Source organism: Clostridioides sp. LIBA-6822 (genome assembly GCF_056688955.1).
In genome coordinates this window covers 2,603,693-2,629,957 of record NZ_CP196995.1, presented here as the reverse complement: position 1 = coordinate 2,629,957, position 26,265 = coordinate 2,603,693, and the positions used below count along the sequence as shown (strand labels likewise).

Below are 26,265 nucleotides of genomic sequence, written 5' to 3'. Positions count from 1 at the left end.
GCTGTGGCTTATGACTTTTATTTAGATGGAGTACAATTACCAATACCTCCTGCAAAATTAGAGATTAAAGTAACAAATAAAAATAAGACAGTTGACCTAATTAATATGGGTGAAGTAAATATATTAAAAAAAGAAGGGCTATCTGAAATAAGTTTCGAAGCAGAATTTACACATAATAAACTACCGTTTTACAGAGGGACTTTTAGGGATGTTCAATTCTTTTTAAGTAAACTAGAACTTTTAAAAACTGATTGTAAGCCATTTCAATTTATTGTTTCAAGGGAAAAGGGTGGGAAAGTACTATTTAACACTAATATGAAAGTATCTTTGGAGGAATATAACATAGTAGAAGATGCAGAAAATGGTTCAGATACAAAAGTTGCAATAAAATTGAAACAATATAGAGATTACTCAACTAAAAAATTAGTTCCTGCTGCACCTAAAAACGAGACAGGTAGACCTAATGTAAAAATAGAGCCAAAACGAGTTGATTCAGTCAATGCACCAAATGCTAAAACATATACAGTAAAAGCAGGGGATAGCCTTTGGTCAATTTGTCAGAAACAACTTGGTAATGGTTCTTTATATAAAAAGGTATATGAACTAAATAAAACTATGATGGATAAAGCAAATAAGGGTAAGAATCTATCTAAGTATACAATCTATAAAGGGCAGGTGTTAAAACTTGTCTAATGAATTAGTATTAGCAAATGATAGAGATATAAGACTAGTAATAGCTCACTTAGAAGATTTCTATGAGCCTGTAGTTTTAGATGGAATCACATGGGAAATTGAGAGACGAGGAACACCGTCTAAACTTGAATTTACAATAGTTATGGATAAGATATTAGAGTTTTGCGAAGGTAACTCAGTAAGATTATATTACAAGGGTGTAGGTATATTCTATGGATATATATTTCAGAAGAAAAGAGATAAAGAAAATCATATCAAGATAGTTGCTTATGACCAATTAAGATTTTTTAAAAATAAAGATACTTATGTTCTTGAGAACAATACTGCAAGTGAACTTGTAAAGATGTTAGCTAAAGATTTTAAGTTGAAATATAATATCATAGAAGATACAAAATATAAAATATCGAGAGTTGAAGAAAATAAAACACTCTTTGATATGGTTTTAACTGCACTAGATGATACTCTAAGAGAGAAAAAAGAAATGTATGTTTTATATGATGATTTTGGAAGAATAACTTTAAAAAATGTTGCATCAATGAAATTAGATACTGTTATGAATAATAATGTAATAGAAGATTTTGACTATAATTCATCAATAGATAGTGATACTTATACAAAAATAAAATTAGTAAGAGACAACGAGGAGACAGGAAAAAGAGATGTTTATATTGCACAAGATTCTACGCATATGAGGAGTTGGGGAATACTTCAAATGTTTGATACAGTAGACAAGAACATGAGTGAAGCAGAAATAAAACAAAAATGTGATATACTTTTAAAACTATATAATAAGAAAACTAAGTCATTAAGTTTAAAAAATGTTTTAGGAGATATTAGAGTAAGAGCAGGTTGTTTAGTACCTGTTTTTTTAGATTTGGGAGATATAGAGTTAAAAAATTATATGTTAGTTGAGAAAGTTAAACATACTTTTGAAAATAATTCACATTTCATGGATTTAACTTTAGTTGATGGAGACGAGTTCGCTTCTTATTCTTCATCAAGCTACAGTAGTGGAAACACTAACAATAAAGATGAAAAGAAAAATGGTCCTGCACAGAGTACTACAAGCAAAGAAGACAATGATATGATAAATAAATTGAATAAAGTATTTAAAGGAAAATTATCAAATACAGGAAATATATTTGTTAAATATTCTAATGCTTACAAAGTCAATGCAGCTTTAATGGCTGCTATTTCTATACATGAAACTGGTAATGGTAGTTCCTCGCTTTGTAAAAATAAAAACAATTTCTTTGGAATGAAAGGTATGTCTTTTTCTTCTGTAGATGAAGGGATAAAAAGAGGTATTAGCAATTTATCAAGAAACTATATTCATACAGGAAGAAAAACATTAGAGCGTATTAGAGACAAATATGCACCTCTTTATGATAGCCCTCTTAATAAAGATTGGGTACCAGGAGTAAGCAAGTTCTATAAACAAATAACAGGAAGTACCTATAGTCCTAATAATTCAGGTACAGGAGTTGGAAGTAATGAAGAAGCAGAAAAGAATTTAAAAGATACAACTTATAAAGTTCAAAATAATAACAATGCTAATACACCTACAAACAATAGCTTTAAAGCAGATAAACTAATTAGTGTAGCAAAAAGTAAATTAGGTTGTAACTATGCTCGAGGAGCAGAAGGACCTAACACTTTTGATTGCTCTGGATTCACTCAATGGTGTTATAAACAAATAGGTATAAAAATTCCTCGGACTGTTGCAACGCAAAGTAAAGCAGGTAGTGCAGTAGATTTAAAAGATAGGAGTAAATGGAAAGCAGGAGATTTACTATGTAGAGTTGGTGGAGGTAGTAGTAATCACGTAATGATGTATCTTGGAAATGGTCAAATGATTCATTCACCACAGACTGGAGATGTAGTAAAAATACAGTCTATTGATTCGTATAGAAGTGGCAAAGGATATACACATGTGAGAAGATTTATATAAATGAGGTGATAATATGAGCCAAGATTTATTACAAATAATTAAAAAAGCAGCAATGGATGCAGTAGAGACAAGTAATCCGATTAGGGTTGTATTTGGAACAATAGAAAGTGTAAGTCCTTTAAAAATTAAAATAGAACAAAAATTATCTATTGGTGAATTTTTTTTAATACAAACAGATACATTTAAAAGATATACAGATAAAAAGATAGGAGATAAATTAGTTCTAATTCGTATGCAAGGAGGACAACAGTATTTAATTTTAGATAGGATGTGATGAAGTGATACCAACAGACACTATTGACTATGATATTGAAGATGTATCAATTATAAATTTTAATGTAAGGCAAGAACCAAGTAAGACTTTTAAACTTCATATAGAGAGAAATAAAGTAGATGGTATTTGTGATGATGTGGAAGCATTAAAACAGACCATCTTTTTAATTTTAAATACAGAGAGATACCAACATCTAATATATAGTTGGAATTATGGAGTCGAGTTGAACGACCTTATTGGAGAACCTGTCTCATATGTAATACCCGAACTTGAAAGAAGGATAACAGAAGCATTAATGCAGGATGATAGGATTGAAAATGTAGATAATTTTGAGTTTGAAAATCAAAAAGGAAAGGTCCAGTGTAAATTTATTGTCCATACCAAATATGGAAATATCAAAGCAGAGAAGGTGGTGAGTATTTAGTGTTTGAACTTATGACATTTGAAAATATAATTAAAAGAATGTTAGATAGTGTACCTGACACGTTTGACAAACGAGAGGGTTCTATAATATATAATGCCTTGGCACCAGTTGCTATAGAACTTACAGAAACATACATTGCTATGGATGAATTACTAGACCAAACTTTTGTTGATACTGCCAGTTACTATTATTTAGAGAAAAGATGTAAAGAAAGAGGAATTACACCACTTGAAGCTACTAATACAATTGCAAAAGGAGTCTTTAATATAGACATTCCATTAGATTCACGTTTTAATCTAGGAGAATACAATTATATTGCAACAGAGAGAATTAGTGAAGGAGTATATAAAATGAAATGTGAAACTGCTGGACCTGTATTTGAACTTGGTCAGTTGATTACAATTGAATATATAGATAAATTAGAAACAGCAGAACTAACAGAAATATTGATAAATGGAGAGGATGAAGAATCTGAGGACAGTTTAAGACAAAGATACTATGATAGTTTAAACTCACAAAGTTTCGGTGGTAATATACAGAATTATAAGGATGAAGTTAATAAATTGCCTGACGTTGGGGGAGTTAAAGTTTATCCAACTTGGAATGGTGGAGGAACTGTTAAGTTAGTAATAATTAACTCTAATTTCAAAGTACCAAGCACTGATTTAGTTAATCTAGTACAAGAAGAAATTGACCCAAATATGAAAGGAGAAGGTCTCGGATTAGCACCAATAGGTCATAGAGTGACTATAGAAGGAGTTACAAGTACAACTATAAATATATCAGCAGAGATAACATATAAGAGTGGCTACGCTTGGGAGAATATAAAGACTATAGCAGAAGAAACAATAGACGACTATTTAAATGAGTTAAATATGAGTTGGGAAGATGAAGAAAACTTAATAGTTCGTATATCTCAAATTGAAACTAGATTGCTAAGTATTGATGGAGTATTAGACATTGCAAACACAATGATAAATGATGCAAAATCTAATCTAACAATAGATAGTAATAGCATAGTAACGAGAGGTGAGGTAGTTGGATAAAGAGATAAATCTAATAAGTTACTTGCCGCAGATTTTACAAGATAAAGAAGAATATATAAAAGCATTTAATGCAGATAACAAAGAAATAAAGATACTACATGATAAATTAGATGATGTCTTAAATGACCAGTTTTTAGAGGATTTAACTATAACTGGTATAAAAAGATGGGAAAAAATAATGTCTATAGTTCCAAAAAGTAACGAGAGTTTGGAAGATAGACGATTTAGGATTTTTAGTAAATATATAAGTAAATTACCTTATTCAGAACGATTTTTAAGAAACTGGTTAGATTCAATTGTTGGAGAAGGAAACTATGAATTAACTATAAATAATGCCGCTTATAACATACATCTTGAAAGTGATGCAAGAAATCAAGATTGGTTTGAGGAAGTTCATACATTTGTAAGTAACATTAAACCTTGTAACCTAACTTTAGATTATACTAGAGTTTTGGTTAGTAAAGATAATAGTCTGTACTTTGGAGCGACAACTATTACAGGACATGAGATTACAATTTACCCTTGGTCACCTTCAGATATTGAAACTCAAGGGGAAATTAATATAATTAGTGGTAATGGATTTGGATACCAAGAGATTACGATTTATTAGATAGGAGGTGGTAGTTTGGCTACAGATAAAAGTTATTACACGATATTAACAAACATAGGTAAAGCTAAAATAGCAAATGCAAGTATTGTAGGAGAAAAAGTTGACTTTGCTAAGATTCAACTTGGAGATGGTGCAGGAAGTGAATATAATCCAACAGAAGAACAAACAGTACTCAAAAATGTGGTTTGGGAAGGTAAAGTAGGAAATGTCACAACTGATAAAGCTATGTCTAATTGTTTACTTTTAGAAAGTCTTATTCCTGCGAGTGTTGGAGGCTTTGTAGTTAGAGAGATAGGTTATTTAGATACAGAGGGTAATTTACTTGCTATATCAAAATATAGGTCAGCATACAAGCCTAAATTAGAAGATGGAGCAGTTATTGACATGAAGGTAAAAACTATTTTTGTTGTATCTAATGTTAATAATATAGAGCTTAAAATTGACCCTACAATAATTTTTGCTACATTAAAAGATTTACAAGATTTAGAGGCTAAAATAGATGCTATTGACACTAAAATAGATACAACTAAAACAGAGTTAACAAGTAATATAGAAACTGCTAAGACAGAGTTAAACACTAGAATTGACACAGAAAACGAGAAACAAAATATCAAAATTGATAATATTATCGCAGGTGGTGTGAATGTATCTCATACACATATCATAGAAGTGGCTGATTGGGTTTTAAATAGTGAAACTAATATGTATGAAGCAACTATAGAAAATCCACTTTTGACTGAAAGAATATTAATATCTATATACAATGAAAACGGAGATACACTTGTCCCTGATGCGACAGTAAAAGATAATAATATAATCGTCAGAAGTACTGAAAATAATAGGACATTCGTATATTTGATAAATGGAAATGCACAAACTAGTTTAATTAATGTGAATATTGATGATAACAGAGTGTCTGAAATGACTGCTTATTCATCTAAAAAGATTGAAGATATATTGGCTAATATAGAAGAAAAATTGAATGGAAATTTATCTAATATTGCAACGAGTGTAAATGAGTTGATAACTTATTGTTAAAGGAGAGTGATGAAATGGTTACAGAATGGAATTTTAATTTTAAAGCAGAACCACAACCTATTACTCTAAAAGCTGGTAGATACAAATTAGAATGTTGGGGGGCATGTGGTGGAGAAACGCATAGTGCTACTTCTCATTCGGGTGGAGGATACTCTGTTGGTGAACTTATACTAAGAAAAGAGACTCTTTTATATGTTTATGTTGGTCAACTAGGTTTAGATACTTCTTCTACTAACTATGCATTTAATGGAGGTGGTTATGGTGTTAGTACTGGAGGAGGAGCTACTGATATAAGACTTGTTGGAGGAGCGTGGGACAGTGAACAAGGTTTATTTTCACGTATAATTGTAGCAGGAGGAGGCGGTGGTGGTCATGCAGGTTTTGGAGGTGGTAATGGAGGTGGATTAAAAGGAGAAAATAGTATTACTTCTGATGGAAGTGCTGTTGGAGCAACTCAATATGATGGAGGTAGAGGTTTAGAAAATGATGGCAAAAATGATGGCTTCTTTGGAAAAGGTGGTTGTTCTTCTAATCATGCAGGAGGTGGTGGTGGATGGTTTGGTGGTTCAGGTTGCTACTATTCTCACTGCAATGGCGGAGGAGGTAGTGGATATGTTCTAACTAAAAACAGTTATAAACCTACTGGATATACACCAACTTCTGAATATTGGCTAGAAAATGCTAGTACAACAGCAGGTAAAACATCAGCGGGTAATAGTGGAGTCAATGGTAAAGCCAAAATAACATTACTCCAAACATTACCTTTTTTAAATGTATCAGCTTATAACTCAACTACTGCAACGTTTAAAGCAGACCACACAGACCCTGCATTATTAACTAAAATAGAAATATTTATAGATGATGTATTAAAAGAAACTATAACAGAAGATTTAACAACAGAGAAAACAATTAACTATACATTAGAAGATAATGCACTACACACACTTAAAATAGTAGTTACAGACAGTGCAAATGCTACAGTAGAGAAAGTATTAAGTATAAGTAAGAATATAATGCCATTGCCCGAAAATGTTAATTTAAATGATATAGCATCCAAAATTGTTGAAGTTAATTCGGGTTTTAAAACTGGGAAAACAAGTATTATAAATACTTTAGCATTAAAGAATATAGAGGCAAGTCTAAATAATACACTTGTTGAGTTATCAGAGAAAATAAAGACTTCTTTTGACAGTACAGATTCTAGTGTTGAGGAGTTGCAAAATAGGATAACAGAGTTGAACAATCAATTAAGTCAAAGAAAAAGATGGGCAAAAGGTACTTCTTCTATGTTAACAAGACTTATTGACTTTAAAAAATACAAAAGCAGTGAGACTGAAAAAATGTATAGTACAGAAATAATCAATCTAGCATTTGAACCAACATTAGTAATAGTAATTGGAAACGATATAAGTAGTTTCAATTATTCTTCAAATGTTATATATAAAAAAAATGAATATTTAGTTCCTGCATTTACAACTAGTAATGAAGGCAGAAATTTTCTTTTAGATGCAGGTCAAATTAAATATAGTGATGAAAAAATAGTCTTACCTATTCTTACAATAGGTAGTTCTGGTAATGAAGGGTTTACATGGTATGCTTTTGAATAAAAAATGAGGTGATAAAATGAATAGAACAAATAGAATTATTTTTAATCAAGATGGTAAAATACTCTTACAAACAGGTGAAGCAACAGGAGATGTATCAGAACATGACGCAATAACAGAACTACATTACTTAGATGTTGAATTTGGAAGTATAGACTATAGTAAACAGTATATAGAGTCTATAAATCCAGTCACAAAAGAACTAAATATAAAAGATATACCAGTCATTTTAACAGATGAACAAAAGAGATTACAAGCATTAGAAAAAGAATTAAGTATGTTAAAAGAAGAAAATAAAAATAGAGATAGTGAGATAGTAAATACAGCATTTGAAGTAGAAAATATAAAATTAAATAACAATTTATAGGAGGAAATTAACATGTATAACTTATTAAAATTAATGATAGAACAAAAGAACTATAGCACTAAGGAAGATTTACAACATAAAATGGATGTATTCTATGCAGTAAACAGGATTGAAGAGGAACAATATTTAGAGTTAACAGGTTTATTAAATAAAGAAGAAACACCAGTAGAACCAACAGTATAGGAGGTTCTTTTTTCATTGGAAAGAGGTGATTTAATTGACTTTCAAAGAGTTAGTTAATAAAGTTAGAAATCTTGTTTTAGAAGCAAAGAAAGTAACTATAGAAGATGCAAATAATAATTTTGAAAGTGACAATGTAGAAGGAGCATTGAAGGAATTGTCAACAGAAGTAAATGGGCAGAAAGCGAAAGGAATTACTATAGTGAATAATTTAATAGATATGATATAAATGAGGTGATAATATGACAGAAAAATTAACTGAAAGTGCTAGTTTAGGGGAGCTTATGACTACATTAGAAAATGTACAAACTGATTTTCAAACTGGCAAAAATAATATATCAGATGTGTTAGGAAGCCCATTTCTGAGCACAGATAAACTAGGTGTAACTAAAACAAAAATAGAAACATTAAAAAATGTATTAGTGGAAACAATTAATTCTAAAAATGTTTCAGCAACATCATCTGAAACATTTACTAATTTGATTGAAAAAGTTAACTGGATTTTTCAATCAATAGAAATTTTTTCTTTAAAAAATAGAATTCAAGCTACAATTGTAAACACTCCTAGCATCGTTTACAATGAAGTATCTAGTATAAAAGGCACATTAAGATTCACAGGCAAACTTAAAGCGTCTAAAATGCGTGCTGATTATGCAACAGCAAAAATAGAGCTAGTATGTGGAAACCGAAAAGAATACTTTTATGTTACTGACAATACTCCTGATGCATCTTCTGCTAATCTAACATTTACAAAAGATATTATTGTTGAGAAGGGCATGGATATAAAAGTACAAATATTATTAACATCTGTAGGAGCAGGAAATTTAGATGGTTCATATGCAGCTCGTGCAGAAATAGAAGAATTAAAAATATTAAGGTAGGAATAAATTATGAAAAAACAAGTATATTATAATTCTTTAGATGAAAAAGAAAAAATAATGGGTGAAAACTCTAATTTATATATTATAGAAATATATGAAACTTTAAATGAAAATTATGTAGTATTATCAAGTAGTCCAGTAGTAGAAGATTATATAATCGAACATAGTGGAGTAGTAGAATCAACGTTATAGAAGGTTCTTTTTTTATATAAATTAAAAATAATTTCCTTTTTTAGTTATAATTTTTTTGTTTTTATCTATAATAGAAAAATTATATTATAAAGGAGATAAAAATATGAAGAAATTTATATCAATACTAGTTTTAATTATGTTAATAAGTATATTTATTAATTACAAAACAGACAAAATGGAAGAAAATATGGAAATAGGAGATTTGAAAGGCTGTTATATCGAACACCCTACAAAACAAGGGATAGATAATTGTAATATAGCATATTTAAAAAAAACTACAAAATTTGTAGATAATTTAAGAGTAAAATAATTTACACATTTAAAGGGCTTAGATAATTTCTAAGTCCTATTTTAATACAAAATTAGGAGGATGTATGAATATAACGATAGTTTTTTTAGGAACAAATATATTTATAAAGTTAGTAATATTAGCAATAGCTTTTGATACTCTTTTAGGATGTTTAAGAGCAATAAAAACACATAAGTTTAATAGCTCTTTTGGCATAAATGGAGGAATAAGAAAAGTTGCAATGATAGCATGTATATTTTTTCTAGCAGTAGTTGACATACTTACAAAGTTTAACTTTTTATTTATGTTACCGCAGGATTGGGTTGATTTTTTACGATTAAATCATCTTGGAATATCTGAATTTTTCTCTATTTTATTCATTTTGTATGAAAGTGTAAGTATATTAAAAAATATGTACTTATGTGGATTACCAGTGCCTAAAAAACTAAAAGAGAAAATAGGAAATTTACTAGATACAATGACAGATGAATTGAATATTAAAGGAGGAAAATAAATAATGAAAATAGCAATAGTACCAGGTCATACACTAACAGGTAAAGGAACAGGAGCAGTTGGTTATATAGATGAAGGAAAAGAAAATAGAATACTAACAGAACTAATAGTTAAATGGTTAAAACAAGGTGGAGCAACTGTATATACTGGTAAGATAGATAAATCGAATAATTATTTATCTGAACAATGTCAAATAGCAAATAAACAAGACATAGACTTGGCAGTGCAAATCCATTTCAATGCAAATAACACAACTCTAAATCCAATGGGTACAGAAACAATATACAAAACTAATAATGGCAAAGTGTATGCAAATAGAGTAAATGATAAACTATCAACAGTATTTAAAAATAGAGGTGCTAAATCGGATGTAAGGGGTCTTTACTGGCTTAGTCATACAAAAGCACCTGCAATATTGATTGAGGTATGCTTTGTAGACAGTAAAGCAGATACAGATTATTATATTAAAAATAAAAATACAGTTGCAAAGCTAATAGCTGAGGGTATATTAAATAAGAAAATAGATAATATTGAGGTGAAACAAATGTATAAACATACAGTGGTTTACGAGGGAGAAGTTGACAAGGTATTAGCACAAATAATTAGTTGGAACTACAAAGAAAATGAATGTAGAGTATGTGATATAAAAGATTATATACCAGGTCAGACAGAGAATTTATATGTTGTTGGTGGTGGAGCATGTAATAAGATAGGTTCTATAACTAAAGAAAGATATACTATGATAAAGGGAAATGATAGGTTTGATACACTTTATAAAGCATTGGATTTTATTAATAGATAGATTAGAAGGTAGCAACTAGAGTTAGTTGTTACCTTCTTTTTTTATTTGTGTTGAAAAAGATATTTGTATATGTTAACTTATATAATAAGTTATAGATATATTATTAATGTGAGGAGATTAATTATGAAGAGGATAAAGTTAGTATTAACAACAGCATTATCTATTATTGCAGTGTTTCTAATATTACATTCAACTCCTACACTAGCACTAAAGACGCATGTGTTTTTTAATGGATATTTCAAAGAAGCTATTACTACAAGAATAGTTGATGATGAGTTGCATAACAAAATAGACAAAGAAAAGTTGTCAAAAGAAAATGCAAAATGTTATACATTAACTAAACCTCCAATTGAGAAAGCTACAGAATCATACTTGAGAAATTATAAGGTCACTAAGAAAAGCCCTTTATATTTTGCTGAATATTATGGAGATTGTTAAATGTTATAATAATTTTTTATAGTATTTTCTCATAACTATTTAGTTATATTGGTTGATAAAAACAGGATGAAATCATATAATATTAGACAAGACAAAGGGTGATAGAGTATAATACTATCACCTTCTTTATTGATTATATCAGTGTTTTATTATAAATAGTTTATATAGTTATATATTTCCTTCTAATTAAATAATATAGCATTGTTGTTATAGTATATACTAATATTATTGCTATTATTGTAATATCTAATCTTCTTGTAAATAAGCCTATTGCTATATACTCAAGACCTGTTACATAGCGATAAAGTGCTTCTAGTTTAACAGTTTTTTTCTTATCTATATTTCCATATGTTGATTCTAATTTATTAAAATATTTTTTACTACAAAAAGCAGTTTTAGGTTTAATTAAATATATTATTGTAGTTCCTATTATAACTATTATTCCAATAAGTATAAGATTGATATTTCCAAAATCCATAGCAGATACCTCCTGTTAAATTTGCTTTTCTTAATCAAAGTATATCAGCAATATAAGTATAAAGAGTATCTAAAATATTACAAATATATGTAATAAAATTTAATGATAATATATTAAATATCAAAAAATATAACTATTCTACAAAAATAGATTGAAATTTCTGAATATTTATATTATAATTTATATAAACAAGGAGGTGTTCTTATGAAATTAAAAAAACTTGTACCATTTGTAATATCAGTGTTAATGATTTTTCAAGTATGTGTACCATTTACTTTTGCTGATGAAGACCCCCCTGAAAAAATTCCTCAAAGGATAATAGATTTAGCAAATCACAACATTAGACCTAGAAATGAAGACCCTAAGAGTAAAGTAATGTTAAACAGTAAAGATATCAAAAATTTAATATCAACAGAAGAAGATACAATATTAGATGTTGTAAAAATAGCTGAAAATAAAGATTCAGAAACATTTGACGCAACTGTAATAGTAACTAGAGCTATACTTAACAAATATCAGGAAGAAATACTTGCAGATGTAAAGTATTTTGTAAAAATGACATATGATAAACGTAATTTGCCTGATGGATATCCTGGATATAAAATAACTAATGTGAGTGGCGGTGTTATATCTAAGTCAGATCCACAAATGACTCCTACAAAACTATATCTACGTTCAATTTCTGGTTACAGTAGATATCTTAATGCTACAGGTAATCGTACTTCTGGAATAGAAAAATTTAATTCTACAACATGGAATTCACCAAAAATGGGCTCTACATATTCATTTTCTCCAAGTTCTAATTACTACTATGATGCTAGTGGAGCAGGTGGAGTAAATGCACAGGCTCATTTAACAGTAAAGAGAAGTGTATCAAGTGCCACTTGGACTGATTATGTAGATGTTTTTATAGGAACTAGATTTGGTTTAACATAAAATATAAATATGGAATTTAGGTGCTTTTTATGAAAATTTTTATATATGTTTTATATAGTTTTATAGTTATTACAATTAATTTTATATTAAAAGAAAAAAATTACAACTTTATTTTATTAGCAATATTTTTTATACTCCTATTAATTCAAAATGGGGTATTAAAAACAGGTTATCAAAATAGAGCCACATTTTATCAAGACAATTACTTTAATGAAGAAAATAAAAATGATGAGGTAAAACTTATGACTATAAAGAATTTTATATTTTTATCTTTACCATTATGCTTTAATATACTATTTAACTATTTAATTTCTTAAAATGCATTTAGATTTATTTTAGTAGTAAATAAATTAAATTTAAATATTAGACAAAAAGGTGATAGATAATTTCTATCACCTTTTTAATATATTATACTTCAAAAATAATTTTTTATTAGTTAAAAAAATTATATAAAATCATAATATATATTGTAACAATAAAACGAACGAAAATTATCATACTAAAACATAAGACATGTTATAATTGTATTAGATATATACATTAACATACACCAAAGCACTCCTATAAAAAGAGTGCTTATTTTTTTGAAATACATTAAATGTATAAACACTATCAAGAACCTTACTCAACATATCTTAGAAACGATTTAAATAGGTCTTTTTCATAGAGTAAATTATATGATATAATAAAAAAATAGAAGTGTATTCGCAGTACACTCCTATATCTGTAACTAAGCATTCTCATGTTGGGGAGTGCTTTTTTCATTTCTCCAAACAACATTGTTTACTTCATCAATAATTATCAAATCAATCTTATTATCTTTCAATATTTCTGTTGCAGTACAAATAAGATTATCTAAGTCAAAACTTCGAGTTATCTCCAGTTGTTTATTATTCAGAGTTCTTTTTAATATGTAAGTTTTAAAATTACACAATTCATTCACCTACTTAACTAACTTTAATCTTCTAAATTTATTTCATTTAAGATTCTTTTTAATTCTCTGATTCTAGGCTTTAGATATTCTTGATTTTCATCTAAAAATTTTTCTAATATTTTATTATCAGATTCATTTAATATAACTTCATCTAAATTAGTCTTTGAAAGATTATTATCTTTTTTAATCATCATTGATGATAGTATTAATATATTTAAATCCAATACTCTATGTAGGGGCAATTCTTCACTTTGTCTAGACCATTTCCCCCCAGTGTGTCTCCAAACTTTAGCTGAAATTTCAATATTCTCATCATCACTCCATTGTGCTTTCCCTAAAGACAAAGCTTTTGCATCAGAATTATTTGCATACTTTCCATCAATTCTATCATAATTATCTACCGCAACTATAGGTTTGTGTGACAAATATTCAGGTACTCTCATTTTATCAATCTCCTTTTATTTAAAAATTTTATTAAGTTTATTTTACTAGAATATTTACTAAATGTCAATAAAATAAATAAATAAATTGTTTACTAAAATATTTAGTAATCATATTGAAATTGCTAGATTATATGAAAATTTTCACTAGAATAGATATGATTTACACAAGATGGATGATATAAATTAATTAATCTTTTATAATTATATTTACCTATCAATATCATTGCTTTATGCAGACAAGATTCTACCATATTTTCTATGTACTATATTACAAAGTCGTCTAACTGTGTATTTATAAAATTATAATAACCATATAAACTATAATTATAAGAAGTTAATATATGTGTATATCCATACAATTTATTTTTAAATATAGATATTATTACCTACCTAAAAAACTTTCACAAAAACAAAAGAGTATATGTTTTTAATAACTTACCAATATAACTTATAACTCATTTTACAAGTCTTATTTAATAAATATTTATGCCACTAAATTCCTTTAGTTTTAGCAATTTAGTATTATTCTACAATTAAAACAATACAATACAACTAGTTATTATTTGATATATGTGTTTGAAAATTGAATAAATTTGTAGATATGAATAATATTTTTTATATATAAAAACAAACTAAAACAGTAGAATATATGGAAAATTTTACCTGTAGTTTTTGTGTTAAAAAGCTCCTATTATTAGTTTAAGTTAGACTGAATGAGGGAGCGACACAAGATGAAAGAAGAAATGTTAGTAGAAAAATTATTAAGAGCAGAGCTAATAGTGATGGAATATTTATGGAAAAAAGATTCTAAAATGTCTAAAAAAGAAATTGTAAAAGATATAACACAGATGTATGGATGGCATAAAAGTACAATAAAAACACTATTAAAAAGGCTACTTGACAAAGGCTATTTGGCTAGGGATATTATAAAGTTTCAATCTCATTATAAAATAATAATAGATAATGAAGAATATTATGCTTTTAAGAAAAAGGTACTAAAATCTAGTAAGAGTAGAAAAATAATGCGTTCTCTTACTACCACACATAAAAATGTAAGTAAAGAAAAGTTAGACTCATTAGAAGAGTATTACAGAAACTTAAAAGAATAATATGGTAAAAATTGGATGGATATATTTGGCTAAATTCTCTTGTTTGATAAGCTTTATTGATGTAGAATTTACATATACATAAATCGGCAAAGGGGTGTAAACTATGAAAATTAGTAAATTACCAGAAGCAGAATTAAAAGTTATGAGATATATTTGGGAAGCTAACAAAGTATTAACTTCTAGAGATTTAGTTAATACGATGGAAGAAAAATATGGTTGGAATGAATCAACTACATTTACAGTTTTAAAAAGATTAGAGCGAAGGGAATTTTTAAGCACACAGAAAATAGGTAAACTTACACATTACAATATACTAGTAAAAGAGAAAAAATATTTAAGGTTTGAAACGAAAGAATTTTTGAAGAACATACATAAAAATTCAATTTCAAGTTTAATATCAGCATTACATAGTAAAGATGATGAAGTAGATGAAGATAAATTAATTGAACTTGAAGAATATTTTAAGAATTTGAAAGAAAAAAATGACTAATAGATACACAGTAAATAAAATGAAGGTAGAAAAAGTTATAATTTCATACCTTCATTTTATTTATTATTCTGAATATGTTAAAAAATGAAATAGGTTTGTCTTATATTTATATAAATTTTAATAGTATATAATAGATAGTATGTATAAAAATAGAATTTGAATAAGTATCTACTATTGCAGTTAAATAAATGCTTCTAAGTCTATTTGGGTGGAAGAATGGTGGAAGAAAATTAGTAAAATATGATTCTTCCACCATTCTTCCACCCAGAAAATAAAAACTGCTCAATAAGAATTAATATACATTAATTCAGCTGAATCCAATCAAAATACTTAAATGAAAGTAATCTGAAAACAACATAATTCAAATCAATTAATTCAAATAAACCTCAATTTATCTTAAATCTTAAGAAATATTTAAGATTTAGGATAATATTTTCTTAAGATTTATGTTCTATTATATAATTATAAGGGAAAGTTACAAAAATGTAAGCTAATGTAATATAACAATTTAGTCATTGTTGAGAAAGGGAGTGAAAGATATTGTATAATAGAGATAAGTATTATTATACAATAGAGGAAGTGAAAATATGTACAATATATTAGTAGTAGATGATGATAAAGAAATTGTTGATTCAATAGAAATATATCTTAAATCGGAAGGATTTAAAATATATAAAGCATATGATGGAATGAAAGCTTTGAAAATAATAACAGAGAATGACATTCATCTAATATTAATGGATATAATGATGCCTAAATTAGATGGAATCAAAGCAACTGTAAAAATACGAGAAGAAAGAAACATACCAATAATTTTAATTTCAGCAAAAAGTGAAGATACAGATAAAATAATGGGATTAAATATTGGAGCTGACGATTATATAACAAAGCCATTTAACTTATTAGAGCTTATAGCTAGAGTTAAATCAAACTTAAGACGATATGTAACTTTAGGCAATTACGAAGATACATGTAAAGAAATTTTAAAAAGTGGAGCTTTAGAATTAAATACACTAACAAAAGAAGTGAAAATTGATGGTGAAAATATAAAAATGACTCCAATTGAGTACAAAATCATTGAACTTCTTTTAGAAAATAAAGGACGAGTTTTTTCAATAGATGAGATATACGAAAAAGTATGGAATGAAGAAAGCTTTAATTCAGAAAATACAGTCGCAGTACATATTAGGCGAATAAGAGAAAAGATTGAAATAAATCCAAAAGAACCAAGATTTTTAAAGGTGGTGTGGGGAGTTGGTTATAAGATTGAAAAATTTTAGTGGAAAACTTATAAAAGAAAAAAGTTTAATATTTAATTGTATTTTGATTTTGGTCATTTTTACATTTACACAAATGTTAGGAATTCTTATATGTTTTAACTTTTTCTCCAATAGTTTAGTTTATTCTATGGGAATTATGCTTGTATTAAATTTTATATTATATAAAATACTGACAATGTAGATGAGGTGGACAAGTTGGAAAAATATAGAACATTAAAGTTAGTCTCATTAATCATAATATCTATCTCATTTCCATTAACTATATTGTTGGTAACAATAGGACTTACTGAACCTAAATACAATATACAAAAAACTTCTACAAAGAATGGAATTTTTAATATATCTGATGATTTTTATGACAGTAATATGTTTGATGGTGAGACAATCTCTAATTTATTATATAATTTTAAGCTATCTATAAGCAGTGGGTTAAGTAGGGAAGAAAAAATTAAATTAAATTATGAACGCTATCAAACAAGAGGTAATAGTACAGATTCAAATAGTATTGTTTCTGATTATAATAAAAGTGTAAAAAATATAAAAGATTCTACTGAATATTTAAGTTCTCTGAAAAATATAAAAATATACATTGTTAATACAAAGACAGGAGAATTTTATACAAATACAGAATATGGTTATTTAGAGGATTTTAAAAAAAATATTAAAGGCTATTGTGATATAGAGATAGTAAATGATGGAGAAAGAAGCTCATATACTAAAAAAATAAATGGAGAAAAATTTGAGCTAAATAATGTTAGTATGGAAATCAATGGAGGATATATGCCTTTTGAGGCATATGCATCTTTTCCCGAAGAACCAACTATAGATGATGGAATAGTATATACTAACTTTCAAATCTTTAAACAAGCTACAGAAAAAGTAAGATTATTTTTTGTAGCTAGTTTAAGTTTAGCAATTATATGTTTATTATCTATAATTTTATATAGTAGAATAAAATGCGAAGCTTTAAAAAGAAATAACATATTTTTATTAATATACAGTAAGATACCTATGGAATTTAATGTAATACTAGTATCTATTTCAATAGTACTTTTGATTATGTATGTTTTTAATGTATCTTATGATATTTATATCATGATGTTAGCTTTTATATCCTTATTGGTAGTATCAAACAATATATTTTTTATACATGTTCAATTGAGTTATTTGGAAAATAAAATATGCATATTTAAGTCGAGTATTATAGTAAGAGTGATTTTATGGTTAATAAAGACTGTAAAGGAGGTCATTAACGCTATAAGGAAAGTATCTTTAGCACGAAAAGTTATTATGATAGTGATAGCATCTTTAATTTTAATCATGGCGATTAGTACTCAAAGTACAAGTTTGGGATTAGTGGTTTCTATATGGATTTTTTTAGGATTTGCAATATATATAACTAAAAGACTTTCCTACCTTAGTTATGTAATAGAAGGTACCGAAAAGATAAAACAGGGCAAATTAGATTATAAGATAAAAATTACAGGAAATGATAATTTTACGTCTTTAGCTGAAAATATAAATAATATTGGAGAAGGCCTTGATAAAGCAATAGAAGAGCAAGTAAAAAGTGAAAGAATGAAGTCTGACCTTATAACAAATGTATCTCATGATTTGAAAACTCCACTTACTTCTATAATAAATTATGTAGACTTGATTAAAAAAGAGGAATCTATACAACCAGAATATATAAATGACTATATAAATGTACTTGAATCAAAGTCAAAAAGATTAAAGCTATTAATAGAAGATTTATTTGAAGCTAGTAAAGTAAGTAGTGGTAATATAGAATTACAAATTAGTAAGATTGATTTAGTGCAACTATTAAGACAAAGTATAGGTGAGCTTGAAGAAAAATTATCTAAAAGTAATTTAGATATAAAACTAAATGTTCCAAATGACAAGGTATATATATGGGCAGATGGAAGAAGAATGTATAGAGTATTTGAAAATCTTTTATCTAATATAGCTAAATATTCTTTAGAAGGAACTAGAGTTTATATTGATGTATACGATTGTGATGAAAAGGTAAAAGTAACTATGAAAAATATATCCTCTTATGAATTAAATTTTGACCCAAGTGAGATTATGGAAAGATTTAAAAGGGCAGATGAATCAAGAAATACTGAAGGTAGTGGATTAGGACTTGCCATTGCAAGAGATTTAGTAAATTTACAAGGTGGAAAATTCTATATAGAAATAGATGGAGATTTGTTTAAAGCAAATTTAGAGTTTCAAAAATATGAAGAAGAACTAACAAGTTTGGATTGAGATAATATTTGAATATAAGCATGTTTTTTATAAAGAGTATAAAAATTTTATTATAAGACATTAAAATATTGATAATAAAGGTTGAAATGTAAAAAACAGAATAGTTTTAAACTATTCTGTTTTTTACTTAAAATCGAGATAATAATAACTTAAAAATTGTAAGCATAATCTATAAAATAATTTTAAAATAGTTACTTAAAGATTATAGGATAATTCCAAATAAATATATAGATATCACACCTGTAACAATAGAAATTCCAATAGATTTAAACTTGTAAGCAACAAGAAGTACAACCAAAAAAGATATAATTTTAGGGTTTGATATAGATAAATATAAATTATCTCCATTAAAGAATACATCTTTAGCAGTCAAAGAAGTAAGTATTGCTACAGGTATAAATTTCATGATTTTTTTCAAAAACTCAGGCATTTCTTTTTTTGAGAAAATTAACATAGGAAGAACTCTTGGAAGATATGTAACAATATACATTCCAATTATAATACAAAGTATGTAATAATTATTATTCATAAGATTCCTCCTTTTTAGAGTGAGATTCTTCTATGAAGAAACCAATTAAAGATGCTAAAATTGAAGCAACTATTACTACTAAATTATTTTTAAATAATGTGTATAAGATAACCGAAATAATAATTGATGATATAAATACCACAATATAAATTTTATTTTTTATTTGAGAAACTATTAATGCTATAAACATAGAAGTCAATATGAAACCAGAAATAGAACTATCTATAGATATACTTTCTCCTAAAAATGCTCCAATAAAATTAGCTAAAACTGATGAAACTAAACAGAAGAAATTGAGATAAATTGCATTTTTATCAGACCAATTTCCAGTAGTAAATTTTTCATAATTCACTGCAAAAGTTTCATCTGTTATAGTATGGCAAAATGGCAATATAAATTTTGGGCTTTTATTTTTTATATACATATTCAAATTAGAACTCATTAAAAAATGTCTTAAATTAACAATAAATGTAGTCAAAACAATAGATGTTACACTTGCACCAGTAGAAATCATTGAAGCTGCAATAAATTGAGAGCTACCTCCAAATACTAGCGTTACCATTAGTGCTATCTGAAAAGGTGAAAGCCCAGATTTCTGTAATAGTATTCCTCCTACTATGCCTATAGGTATATAACCTAAAAATATTGGGATTGAAGCAACAAAACTTTCTCTTAATTGCTGAGATTTTTCCATGATAAATCACTCCTTTTGTTTTAATGTATTAAATATTAGTAAAACAGTAAAATAGATTGGTTGTATAATTGCAATCATACCTTAAAAATAAATTTGGATTAATATGTGGCTTACTATATAAAATTGAGTTAGTTATAAAATACTATCAAATTCTATACACTAGTTATTACAATGTAATAATCTATATTAATCTCTATAATTTAATTATTATCTGGTGTAATTTTATTGTAACAACAAAAAAAAATACACACAATTAAAATATTGTGTGCAATACAATTATCTTTTCTTCTCCAATAATCTTTTTAATACAGTAAGACCTGCTTTAAGTTCTTCTGTACTTTCTGTAGCGCATACAGCTATTCTTATTGCAGAAATAGGTTTTTCCTTTCCAACAGCAAAACGCTCAGATGCATAAACTTGTACACCTTCTTTAAGGGCTTGTATTTCAAGTTTTTCTGCCATTATATTATCAGGTAGAATCAACCATCTAAATATACACTCTTCACTTCCCAAAATATTATACTCAGATAAATACTGATTAATAATCTTGTTTCTTCTCCTTGCAGATTTGCGACGAGCATTGATTAGTTTATCAGCTTCTCCTGAACTAATCATACGATAAGCAATTTCTGTTAAAAAATAAGACTGAGATAAATTAATATTATATAATGCGCTTGATAATGCCTCTCTATACTGTTTAGGTGTAGAGATATATGCAAGGCGTAGACTAGGTGCAATAATTTTTGATAAACTCGTAATATAGATTGTTTGATTTGGTATGTAAGAAGCTACTGGATTTAAATGTGCTTCATTAAGCAAACTATGAATAGCATCTTCAATCACAATTAGATTGTATTTAGATGCAATATTTGCAATCATTTTTCGTCCACTTTGTGACATTATATGTGTAGTTGGATTTTGATAATCTGGTATTATGTATAAACCTTTGATATTCTCATTTTTGCAAGCATATAACAAGCCTTCTTCACTAATCTCTCTATTTTTTTGTTTAATTGGCACTAGTTGTATTCCAAGCATTTTAGCTGCTGTCTTTATTCCAGGATAAGTTAATGGGTCTACACCTATTTTATCTCCATGTTGAAATAGACCTGCTAAAATACCTACAATTGCATTTTGCCCACCACTTGCAGGAAGTAAGCTATCTGCTGTAGTTTCAAGACCAGCTCTATACATTAATTTGACAATAGCTTCTTTTTGCCACTTGGCACCATCTCTTTGGCCATATTGAAATATAGTTTTAAAATCTATTTCCTTAACTATATGTTTAAATAAAGTATTCATTTCTTCTAGTGTGAAATCTGGATTCATTGTGCCCATTTCAATAAATGTAATTTTATTATTGCTCGACATTAAGAATAAATTTGAACGAGTATCATAAGATACAAAGGTTCCACTTCCTGTAACTCCACTTACTAATCCTTTTTTTTCACAAATTTTAAAAGCTCTAGAGATAGTACTGACATTAACATCTAAGAAATCTGCTAATTCACGCTGTGGTGGTAATTTAGTACCTGGCAACAAAATTCCACTGTTGATGTCTTGTTCTAATTGCTCTGCAATAGCTTTATATAATATTTGTCCTTTTGAAGGTCGTTTTGGTTTCCAATTCATAGGATAATTTTCAAAAGAATTAATTGGCATAAATTTTCACCTCTTATTATTAATTTAATTACTATCTTTATCTAAAACAATGAAGTTATGTTTTTAATTTTAGTTACTATTTGATAATTAAAAGTCACAGATTAATTATCAAATAGTTTTACAATATTCATTTTTAGTTTTATTATTAAGTTTTAGATTAAGTTAGTGTAATATAAATCATTTATAAAATATTGTATCATAAAAAGTTAGTAAGAGTTTTATATTAAAAATGATAGATGGAGCAGTCTTAAGCTAAACATTAGATTTGATGTATTAAGTATTATCCAAGAAAAGAGCACTAAATTTATATCTATAAATTAATGTTCTTATTTTCTAACTCTATTTCTAAGTTCTTGATAAATTTATTGAATTCTTCTGGATGTCTTTTTCCAAACAATACTCTTACAAGAGCTGAATTAATTTTTCCAAATAAATTTCTTTCACTTTCACTTTCAGTGAAAATAAGTTTTGTATTTTCTAAATCAATATGTATAAGTTCATATCTAGTTATAATACTTTCTCTGTTATTACTTGTTCTTATCTCATAGATTCTATTTTTTTCAAAACTAGTTATTTCAACTTTAAATCTTTTGTTATTTTTCTGTTGTACAAATGAGCCTACTGCCTTTTTTTCGCTAAAATTAGGAAAATTTAATCTTGCAGATTTTGTAAATATGTTAAATATATCTTTTGCAGAATATTTCAATAAGATTTCAGTTTTAAATGTATTCATATCGTTTTCCTCTCTGTATATAAATTTAATACTTGTAAATTAATTTTTAAGTTAAAATAGTATAGTATGCCAGATAAAAGCATGTAAAATTCATGTATATAGCTAAAATCATATGTGTATAAGATAAGCATTTATACTATTATATAAAAGTAAAATTTCAAAACAGAAAGTGTTAAAAGCATAATTTATAATAATTTTTATTGTTGAGTAGATATGTATTATTATATCTGATTGAATAAGTTTTTCAATTATAAATTTATAAATATTTTTACATTATAATTTAAATAAGGGATTAAATTATTTAAAGTTATAAATAGTCAATACATTTAGCGAATTACTAATTATACAAAATGTAAATGATTATCAAATTGTATAAATGCTAATAATGCCTAGTTATTTACAGGGTTTAAATGTCAAAAAATATTAAATTAAGTATGGCATGATAGTTGCTTATATAATTTATTAAGAAAGGAGTTATTAAGCATGGAGTTGAGAGATAAACTTGTAAACATCATAAATACAGAAAATAAAAAAGACCCATTAACAGATGTTCAAATAGCAAAGTTTTTAAGTACAACTAGAGAGAATATAACTAATTTAAGAAAAGAGCTTAATATAAGTAATTCAAGGCAAAGAAGATATCCTTATCTAAAGTCAGCAATTTCAGCTATATTACAAAAAAATAAAAATATTTCTATATCAGAAATTACAAGAGAATTGATGGCAGAAGGTTTTAATATATCAAGAAGAGTTGTAGAGGAACTTTTACCTAAAGAAAGTTTGGAAATGGATGTGGTAGAAGTACCTAAAGAAGAATCAAGCGATTCCTTTGAAACTCTAATAGGAAGTAATGGGAGTCTTAAAAATGCTGTAGAACAGGCTAAATCTGCTATATTGTATCCTCCTAAGGGCTTACCTACATTGATTGTAGGAGAAAGTGGAGTTGGTAAAAGTTTATTTTCTAAACATATGTATGAGTTTGCAAAGAAGAAAAAGGTAATAAAAGAAAGTTCAAATTTTGTTGTATTTAATTGTGCTGATTATAGTGACAATCCACAATTATTGTTATCTTTACTATTTGGATATAAAAAAGGTGCATTTACAGGAGCAGAGTATGATACACCAGGTCTTGTAGAAGAAGCTGATGAAGGAGTTTTATTCTTAGATGAAATACACAGATTGCCTCCAAAGGGTCAAGAAATACTATTTTCTATATTGGACAGAGGTAAATTTAGAAGATTAGGTGAATCCAATGCTGAAAGGAAAGTAAGTATTATGTTGATTGGAGCTACTACTGAAAATGTAGAGACTAATTTATTATTGACATTCAGAAGAAGAATACCAATGCTAATAACTTTGCCACCATTACATGATAGACTGCTAAAAGAGAAAATAGACCTTATATATAATATCTTTCAACAAGAGTGTAATAGAATAAATGCGAAAATATTTGTAGATAAAAATGTGATTGAAATACTTGCACTAAAAAAGTTTAGTGGAAACATAGGGCAATTACAAAATATGATTCAGGTTCTTTGTGCAAGAGCTTTTATGAAGTTTATAAATTCCAAAGATGAAGATAAAGAATCAATAGTAGTAGTAGATATAAATGAGGTTCTAAAACTTAAGGATTCTTTTAAAGATGCAGCATTTCAAGAGATTGAATATACAGAAATAAGAAAATATTTAAAAAATGCCATATTTATACCATTTAATTTAGATGAATCCTCAGCAAAGGGAAATCTTTTGAGTGAGGAGTATATATTACCAGAAGATATATACAAAACAATTGAAAAAAAATATTATGATTTAAAATCTCTAGATATTGAAGATATAGATATAGAAAATATTTTATGGACTTTTATTTTAAATAGATTTGCTGATTTAAAGTTCAATCTTAATAGTGATGAAGAGCTTTTTTCAATGAGTGATTTAAATAGTTTTGTAAGTGATAATTTAGTCAAATTAGTTAAAGAGCTTATGAATGATATAGTTGAAAAAAACATTAGCTTAGAAGTAAATAAAAATATGTTCAAATATCTAGCAATACACTTAGAAGAAGCTATAAAAAGAATTAAGCTAAATCAAAAAATAATAAATGTAAATTTAGAAAAGATAAGAAGTGATTTTTCAAAAGAATATGAAATTGGTAAAAGTTTTGCAATAAGAATTGAAGAATCAGTTGGTATTAAGATTCCAGATGATGAAGTTGGATTTATAACACTCTATATAAAGTCAGCTCTAAAAAATGAAGTAAAAAAAGATAAAGTAGGATTAATAATAATTTCTCATGGACGTATAGCTACAGAAACTGTAAATGTGGTTAAAGAACTTTTAGGAGTAAAGTTTCCTGTAGCTATAGATATGCCTTTAAATGAAAAACCAATAAATATATACAATAAGGCCGTAGAATTATCAAAAATAATAGACCAAGGAAAAGGAATATTATTTTTGGTAGATATTGGTTCACTTACAAACATAGGGCAAATAGTAAATAAGAGAACTAATATAAATACTAAAACTATTGATAGAGTAGACTTATTAATGGCATTAGAAGCAGCTAGAAAGGTTTCTATGGGAGATGAAGAATTAGATGAAATGTTTTTTTCTCTGTTAAAAGATAGGATGGGATATAACTATGAGTTGGAAAAACACATAGATAAAACAAATGCAATTGTAACCTTGTGTCTTACTGGAGAAGGAACTGCCAAGTATATAAGTAAAACATTAGAAGAAAAGTATGATAATACTAAATGTTATCAAATGAGTGCATTGGATGAAAATTTATTTTGTAAAATTGAAAATTTAAAGGAGACAAACAATATATTAGCTATTGTTGGGACAATAAATCCTAAGATACCAGGTATAAATTTTATCCCATATAATAAGGAACTTTTCAAAAATTTAGATATATACTTATCAAATTCAAAAAAACAAGAAGAGAAACCAATTAAAGCGTATGAAAGAATGCTTGATGAGGATTTAGTAATTTTTGAACCAGATATATATTTTAAAAAGGATTTATTAGAGTATATATGCTCAATTCTTATAAATAAAGGATATGTAGAAAAAGATTATTTGGATTCTGTTTTACATAGAGAAGAAATGCTTCCAACATATTCTAAAGGAGCTATAGGAGTACCTCATGGAGATTCCTCTACTGTAAATAGCACAAGGTTTGTTTTTGTTAAACTAAAAAATCCTATTGATTGGAGTGTAGGGAATGTAAATTTTATATTTATGCCAGTTTTTAAGACTAATGATAAAGACATTGTTAAAAATGTTCTTGAGATATTAAAAGATGAAGAATTTATGAATAATGCTAAGCAGTGTTTTAATAAAGATGATTTCAGAAATATTATATTGGATAAATTTAAACATCTGTAGCTACAGCAAAAAATTGA

General features: G+C 27.1%; 32 protein-coding genes. 24 read left to right on the top strand and 8 right to left on the bottom strand.

All coding sequences use genetic code 11. The annotated features are described in order from the left end of the window. The first annotated feature begins 3 nt into the window (after window positions 1–3). The 17 genes from ACTG48_RS12560 (at window position 4) to ACTG48_RS12480 (ending at window position 11,302) form a co-directional block, all read left to right on the top strand. Window positions 4–693 carry a LysM peptidoglycan-binding domain-containing protein gene (locus ACTG48_RS12560; protein WP_479917011.1) on the top strand — a complete coding sequence of 230 codons (690 nt, stop codon included), beginning with the start codon at window positions 4–6 and terminating at the stop codon, window positions 691–693. Continuing rightward, window positions 686–2,644: a C40 family peptidase gene (locus tag ACTG48_RS12555; RefSeq protein ID WP_479917010.1), complete on the top strand. Its 1,959-nt coding sequence runs from the start codon at window positions 686–688 to the stop codon at window positions 2,642–2,644. The genes ACTG48_RS12560 and ACTG48_RS12555 overlap by 8 nt, the downstream gene beginning before the upstream one ends. Window positions 2,645–2,657: 13 nt before the next feature. After that, on the top strand, window positions 2,658–2,918 hold the full coding sequence (locus ACTG48_RS12550) for a DUF2577 domain-containing protein (protein WP_479917009.1): 261 nt from the start codon (window positions 2,658–2,660) through the stop codon (window positions 2,916–2,918). Window positions 2,919–2,922: 4 nt separating this feature from the next. Next, window positions 2,923–3,342 (top strand): DUF2634 domain-containing protein, encoded by a 420-nt coding sequence (locus ACTG48_RS12545; RefSeq protein WP_479917008.1) that lies wholly within the window; start codon window positions 2,923–2,925, stop codon window positions 3,340–3,342. Next, a complete protein-coding gene (locus ACTG48_RS12540; protein WP_479917007.1) occupies window positions 3,342–4,388 on the top strand; it encodes a baseplate J/gp47 family protein in 1,047 nt (348 codons plus the stop codon). Before ACTG48_RS12545 ends, ACTG48_RS12540 begins: the two co-directional genes overlap by 1 nt. Beyond that, the gene (locus tag ACTG48_RS12535; protein WP_479917006.1) at window positions 4,381–4,998 is read left to right on the top strand and encodes a YmfQ family protein; all 618 of its coding nucleotides are present in this window, start codon (window positions 4,381–4,383) and stop codon (window positions 4,996–4,998) included. The genes ACTG48_RS12540 and ACTG48_RS12535 overlap by 8 nt, the downstream gene beginning before the upstream one ends. A gap of 15 nt (window positions 4,999–5,013) precedes the next feature. Further along, window positions 5,014–6,036 (top strand): phage tail protein, encoded by a 1,023-nt coding sequence (locus ACTG48_RS12530; RefSeq protein WP_479917005.1) that lies wholly within the window; start codon window positions 5,014–5,016, stop codon window positions 6,034–6,036. A gap of 14 nt (window positions 6,037–6,050) precedes the next feature. Continuing rightward, entirely contained in the window at window positions 6,051–7,643 is a 1,593-nt protein-coding gene (locus ACTG48_RS12525) for a glycine rich domain-containing protein (RefSeq protein ID WP_479917004.1), read from the top strand. Between the two features lie 16 nt (window positions 7,644–7,659). Further along, window positions 7,660–8,007, top strand: coding sequence for a hypothetical protein (locus tag ACTG48_RS12520; protein ID WP_479917003.1), 348 nt, complete (start codon window positions 7,660–7,662; stop codon window positions 8,005–8,007). A gap of 12 nt (window positions 8,008–8,019) precedes the next feature. After that, entirely contained in the window at window positions 8,020–8,190 is a 171-nt protein-coding gene (locus tag ACTG48_RS12515) for a hypothetical protein (RefSeq protein WP_479917002.1), read from the top strand. A gap of 34 nt (window positions 8,191–8,224) precedes the next feature. Then, a complete protein-coding gene (locus ACTG48_RS12510; protein WP_479917001.1) occupies window positions 8,225–8,416 on the top strand; it encodes a hypothetical protein in 192 nt (63 codons plus the stop codon). Between the two features lie 13 nt (window positions 8,417–8,429). Further along, window positions 8,430–9,068 (top strand): hypothetical protein, encoded by a 639-nt coding sequence (locus ACTG48_RS12505; protein WP_479917000.1) that lies wholly within the window; start codon window positions 8,430–8,432, stop codon window positions 9,066–9,068. Window positions 9,069–9,077: 9 nt separating this feature from the next. Further along, window positions 9,078–9,260, top strand: a complete 183-nt coding sequence (locus tag ACTG48_RS12500) for a hypothetical protein (RefSeq protein WP_479916999.1) — start codon at window positions 9,078–9,080, stop codon at window positions 9,258–9,260. Between the two features lie 103 nt (window positions 9,261–9,363). Beyond that, window positions 9,364–9,570 (top strand): hypothetical protein, encoded by a 207-nt coding sequence (locus tag ACTG48_RS12495; protein WP_021425972.1) that lies wholly within the window; start codon window positions 9,364–9,366, stop codon window positions 9,568–9,570. A gap of 64 nt (window positions 9,571–9,634) precedes the next feature. After that, window positions 9,635–10,063: a phage holin family protein gene (locus ACTG48_RS12490; protein ID WP_479916998.1), complete on the top strand. Its 429-nt coding sequence runs from the start codon at window positions 9,635–9,637 to the stop codon at window positions 10,061–10,063. A gap of 3 nt (window positions 10,064–10,066) precedes the next feature. After that, window positions 10,067–10,864, top strand: coding sequence for an N-acetylmuramoyl-L-alanine amidase (locus ACTG48_RS12485; protein ID WP_479916997.1), 798 nt, complete (start codon window positions 10,067–10,069; stop codon window positions 10,862–10,864). 123 nt (window positions 10,865–10,987) lie between these two features. Beyond that, window positions 10,988–11,302 (top strand): hypothetical protein, encoded by a 315-nt coding sequence (locus ACTG48_RS12480; RefSeq protein ID WP_479916996.1) that lies wholly within the window; start codon window positions 10,988–10,990, stop codon window positions 11,300–11,302. Between the two features lie 160 nt (window positions 11,303–11,462). Here ACTG48_RS12480 and ACTG48_RS12475 read toward each other — a convergent pair whose 3' ends face one another. Further along, window positions 11,463–11,780: a hypothetical protein gene (locus tag ACTG48_RS12475; protein WP_227836032.1), complete on the bottom strand. Its 318-nt coding sequence runs from the start codon at window positions 11,778–11,780 to the stop codon at window positions 11,463–11,465. A gap of 204 nt (window positions 11,781–11,984) precedes the next feature. Between ACTG48_RS12475 and ACTG48_RS12470 the strand changes: the two genes are divergently transcribed. Together ACTG48_RS12470 and ACTG48_RS12465 are read left to right on the top strand one after the other, a co-directional pair. Then, window positions 11,985–12,716, top strand: coding sequence for a hypothetical protein (locus ACTG48_RS12470; protein ID WP_074178328.1), 732 nt, complete (start codon window positions 11,985–11,987; stop codon window positions 12,714–12,716). A gap of 29 nt (window positions 12,717–12,745) precedes the next feature. Continuing rightward, the gene (locus tag ACTG48_RS12465; protein ID WP_479916995.1) at window positions 12,746–13,033 is read left to right on the top strand and encodes a hypothetical protein; all 288 of its coding nucleotides are present in this window, start codon (window positions 12,746–12,748) and stop codon (window positions 13,031–13,033) included. 413 nt (window positions 13,034–13,446) lie between these two features. Here the strand turns inward: ACTG48_RS12465 and ACTG48_RS12460 are convergent, their stop codons facing one another. Together ACTG48_RS12460 and ACTG48_RS12455 are read right to left on the bottom strand one after the other, a co-directional pair. Then, entirely contained in the window at window positions 13,447–13,650 is a 204-nt protein-coding gene (locus tag ACTG48_RS12460) for a hypothetical protein (RefSeq protein ID WP_479916994.1), read from the bottom strand. 23 nt (window positions 13,651–13,673) lie between these two features. Further along, window positions 13,674–14,093: a DUF6530 family protein gene (locus tag ACTG48_RS12455; protein ID WP_054272103.1), complete on the bottom strand. Its 420-nt coding sequence runs from the start codon at window positions 14,091–14,093 to the stop codon at window positions 13,674–13,676. A 731-nt stretch (window positions 14,094–14,824) separates the two neighbouring features. Between ACTG48_RS12455 and ACTG48_RS12450 the strand changes: the two genes are divergently transcribed. Together ACTG48_RS12450 and ACTG48_RS12445 are read left to right on the top strand one after the other, a co-directional pair. Then, on the top strand, window positions 14,825–15,202 hold the full coding sequence (locus tag ACTG48_RS12450; protein ID WP_479916993.1) for a BlaI/MecI/CopY family transcriptional regulator: 378 nt from the start codon (window positions 14,825–14,827) through the stop codon (window positions 15,200–15,202). Window positions 15,203–15,305: 103 nt separating this feature from the next. Beyond that, complete coding sequence (locus ACTG48_RS12445; protein WP_479916992.1) at window positions 15,306–15,692, top strand: BlaI/MecI/CopY family transcriptional regulator; 387 nt, start codon at window positions 15,306–15,308, stop codon at window positions 15,690–15,692. Between the two features lie 106 nt (window positions 15,693–15,798). Here the strand turns inward: ACTG48_RS12445 and ACTG48_RS12440 are convergent, their stop codons facing one another. After that, the gene (locus ACTG48_RS12440; RefSeq protein WP_479916991.1) at window positions 15,799–15,945 is read right to left on the bottom strand and encodes a hypothetical protein; all 147 of its coding nucleotides are present in this window, start codon (window positions 15,943–15,945) and stop codon (window positions 15,799–15,801) included. Window positions 15,946–16,279: 334 nt separating this feature from the next. On the opposite strand from ACTG48_RS12440, the gene ACTG48_RS12435 reads away from it, so the two are divergent. Together ACTG48_RS12435 and ACTG48_RS12430 are read left to right on the top strand one after the other, a co-directional pair. Then, the gene (locus ACTG48_RS12435) at window positions 16,280–16,972 is read left to right on the top strand and encodes a response regulator transcription factor (protein WP_479916990.1); all 693 of its coding nucleotides are present in this window, start codon (window positions 16,280–16,282) and stop codon (window positions 16,970–16,972) included. 195 nt (window positions 16,973–17,167) lie between these two features. Continuing rightward, entirely contained in the window at window positions 17,168–19,243 is a 2,076-nt protein-coding gene (locus ACTG48_RS12430) for a HAMP domain-containing sensor histidine kinase (protein ID WP_479916989.1), read from the top strand. A 202-nt stretch (window positions 19,244–19,445) separates the two neighbouring features. Here the strand turns inward: ACTG48_RS12430 and ACTG48_RS12425 are convergent, their stop codons facing one another. From ACTG48_RS12425 to ACTG48_RS12410, 4 genes are all read right to left on the bottom strand, one after another. Further along, window positions 19,446–19,772, bottom strand: a complete 327-nt coding sequence (locus ACTG48_RS12425; protein ID WP_021385118.1) for an AzlD domain-containing protein — start codon at window positions 19,770–19,772, stop codon at window positions 19,446–19,448. After that, window positions 19,765–20,466, bottom strand: coding sequence for an AzlC family ABC transporter permease (locus tag ACTG48_RS12420; protein WP_021385123.1), 702 nt, complete (start codon window positions 20,464–20,466; stop codon window positions 19,765–19,767). The genes ACTG48_RS12425 and ACTG48_RS12420 overlap by 8 nt, the downstream gene beginning before the upstream one ends. A 276-nt stretch (window positions 20,467–20,742) precedes the next feature. Next, window positions 20,743–22,128: an aminotransferase-like domain-containing protein gene (locus tag ACTG48_RS12415; RefSeq protein WP_479916988.1), complete on the bottom strand. Its 1,386-nt coding sequence runs from the start codon at window positions 22,126–22,128 to the stop codon at window positions 20,743–20,745. A gap of 310 nt (window positions 22,129–22,438) precedes the next feature. Further along, window positions 22,439–22,861: a DUF3284 domain-containing protein gene (locus ACTG48_RS12410; protein WP_479916987.1), complete on the bottom strand. Its 423-nt coding sequence runs from the start codon at window positions 22,859–22,861 to the stop codon at window positions 22,439–22,441. 483 nt (window positions 22,862–23,344) lie between these two features. Between ACTG48_RS12410 and ACTG48_RS12405 the strand changes: the two genes are divergently transcribed. Then, window positions 23,345–26,248 (top strand): sigma 54-interacting transcriptional regulator, encoded by a 2,904-nt coding sequence (locus tag ACTG48_RS12405; protein WP_021385245.1) that lies wholly within the window; start codon window positions 23,345–23,347, stop codon window positions 26,246–26,248. Window positions 26,249–26,265 lie beyond the last annotated feature (17 nt).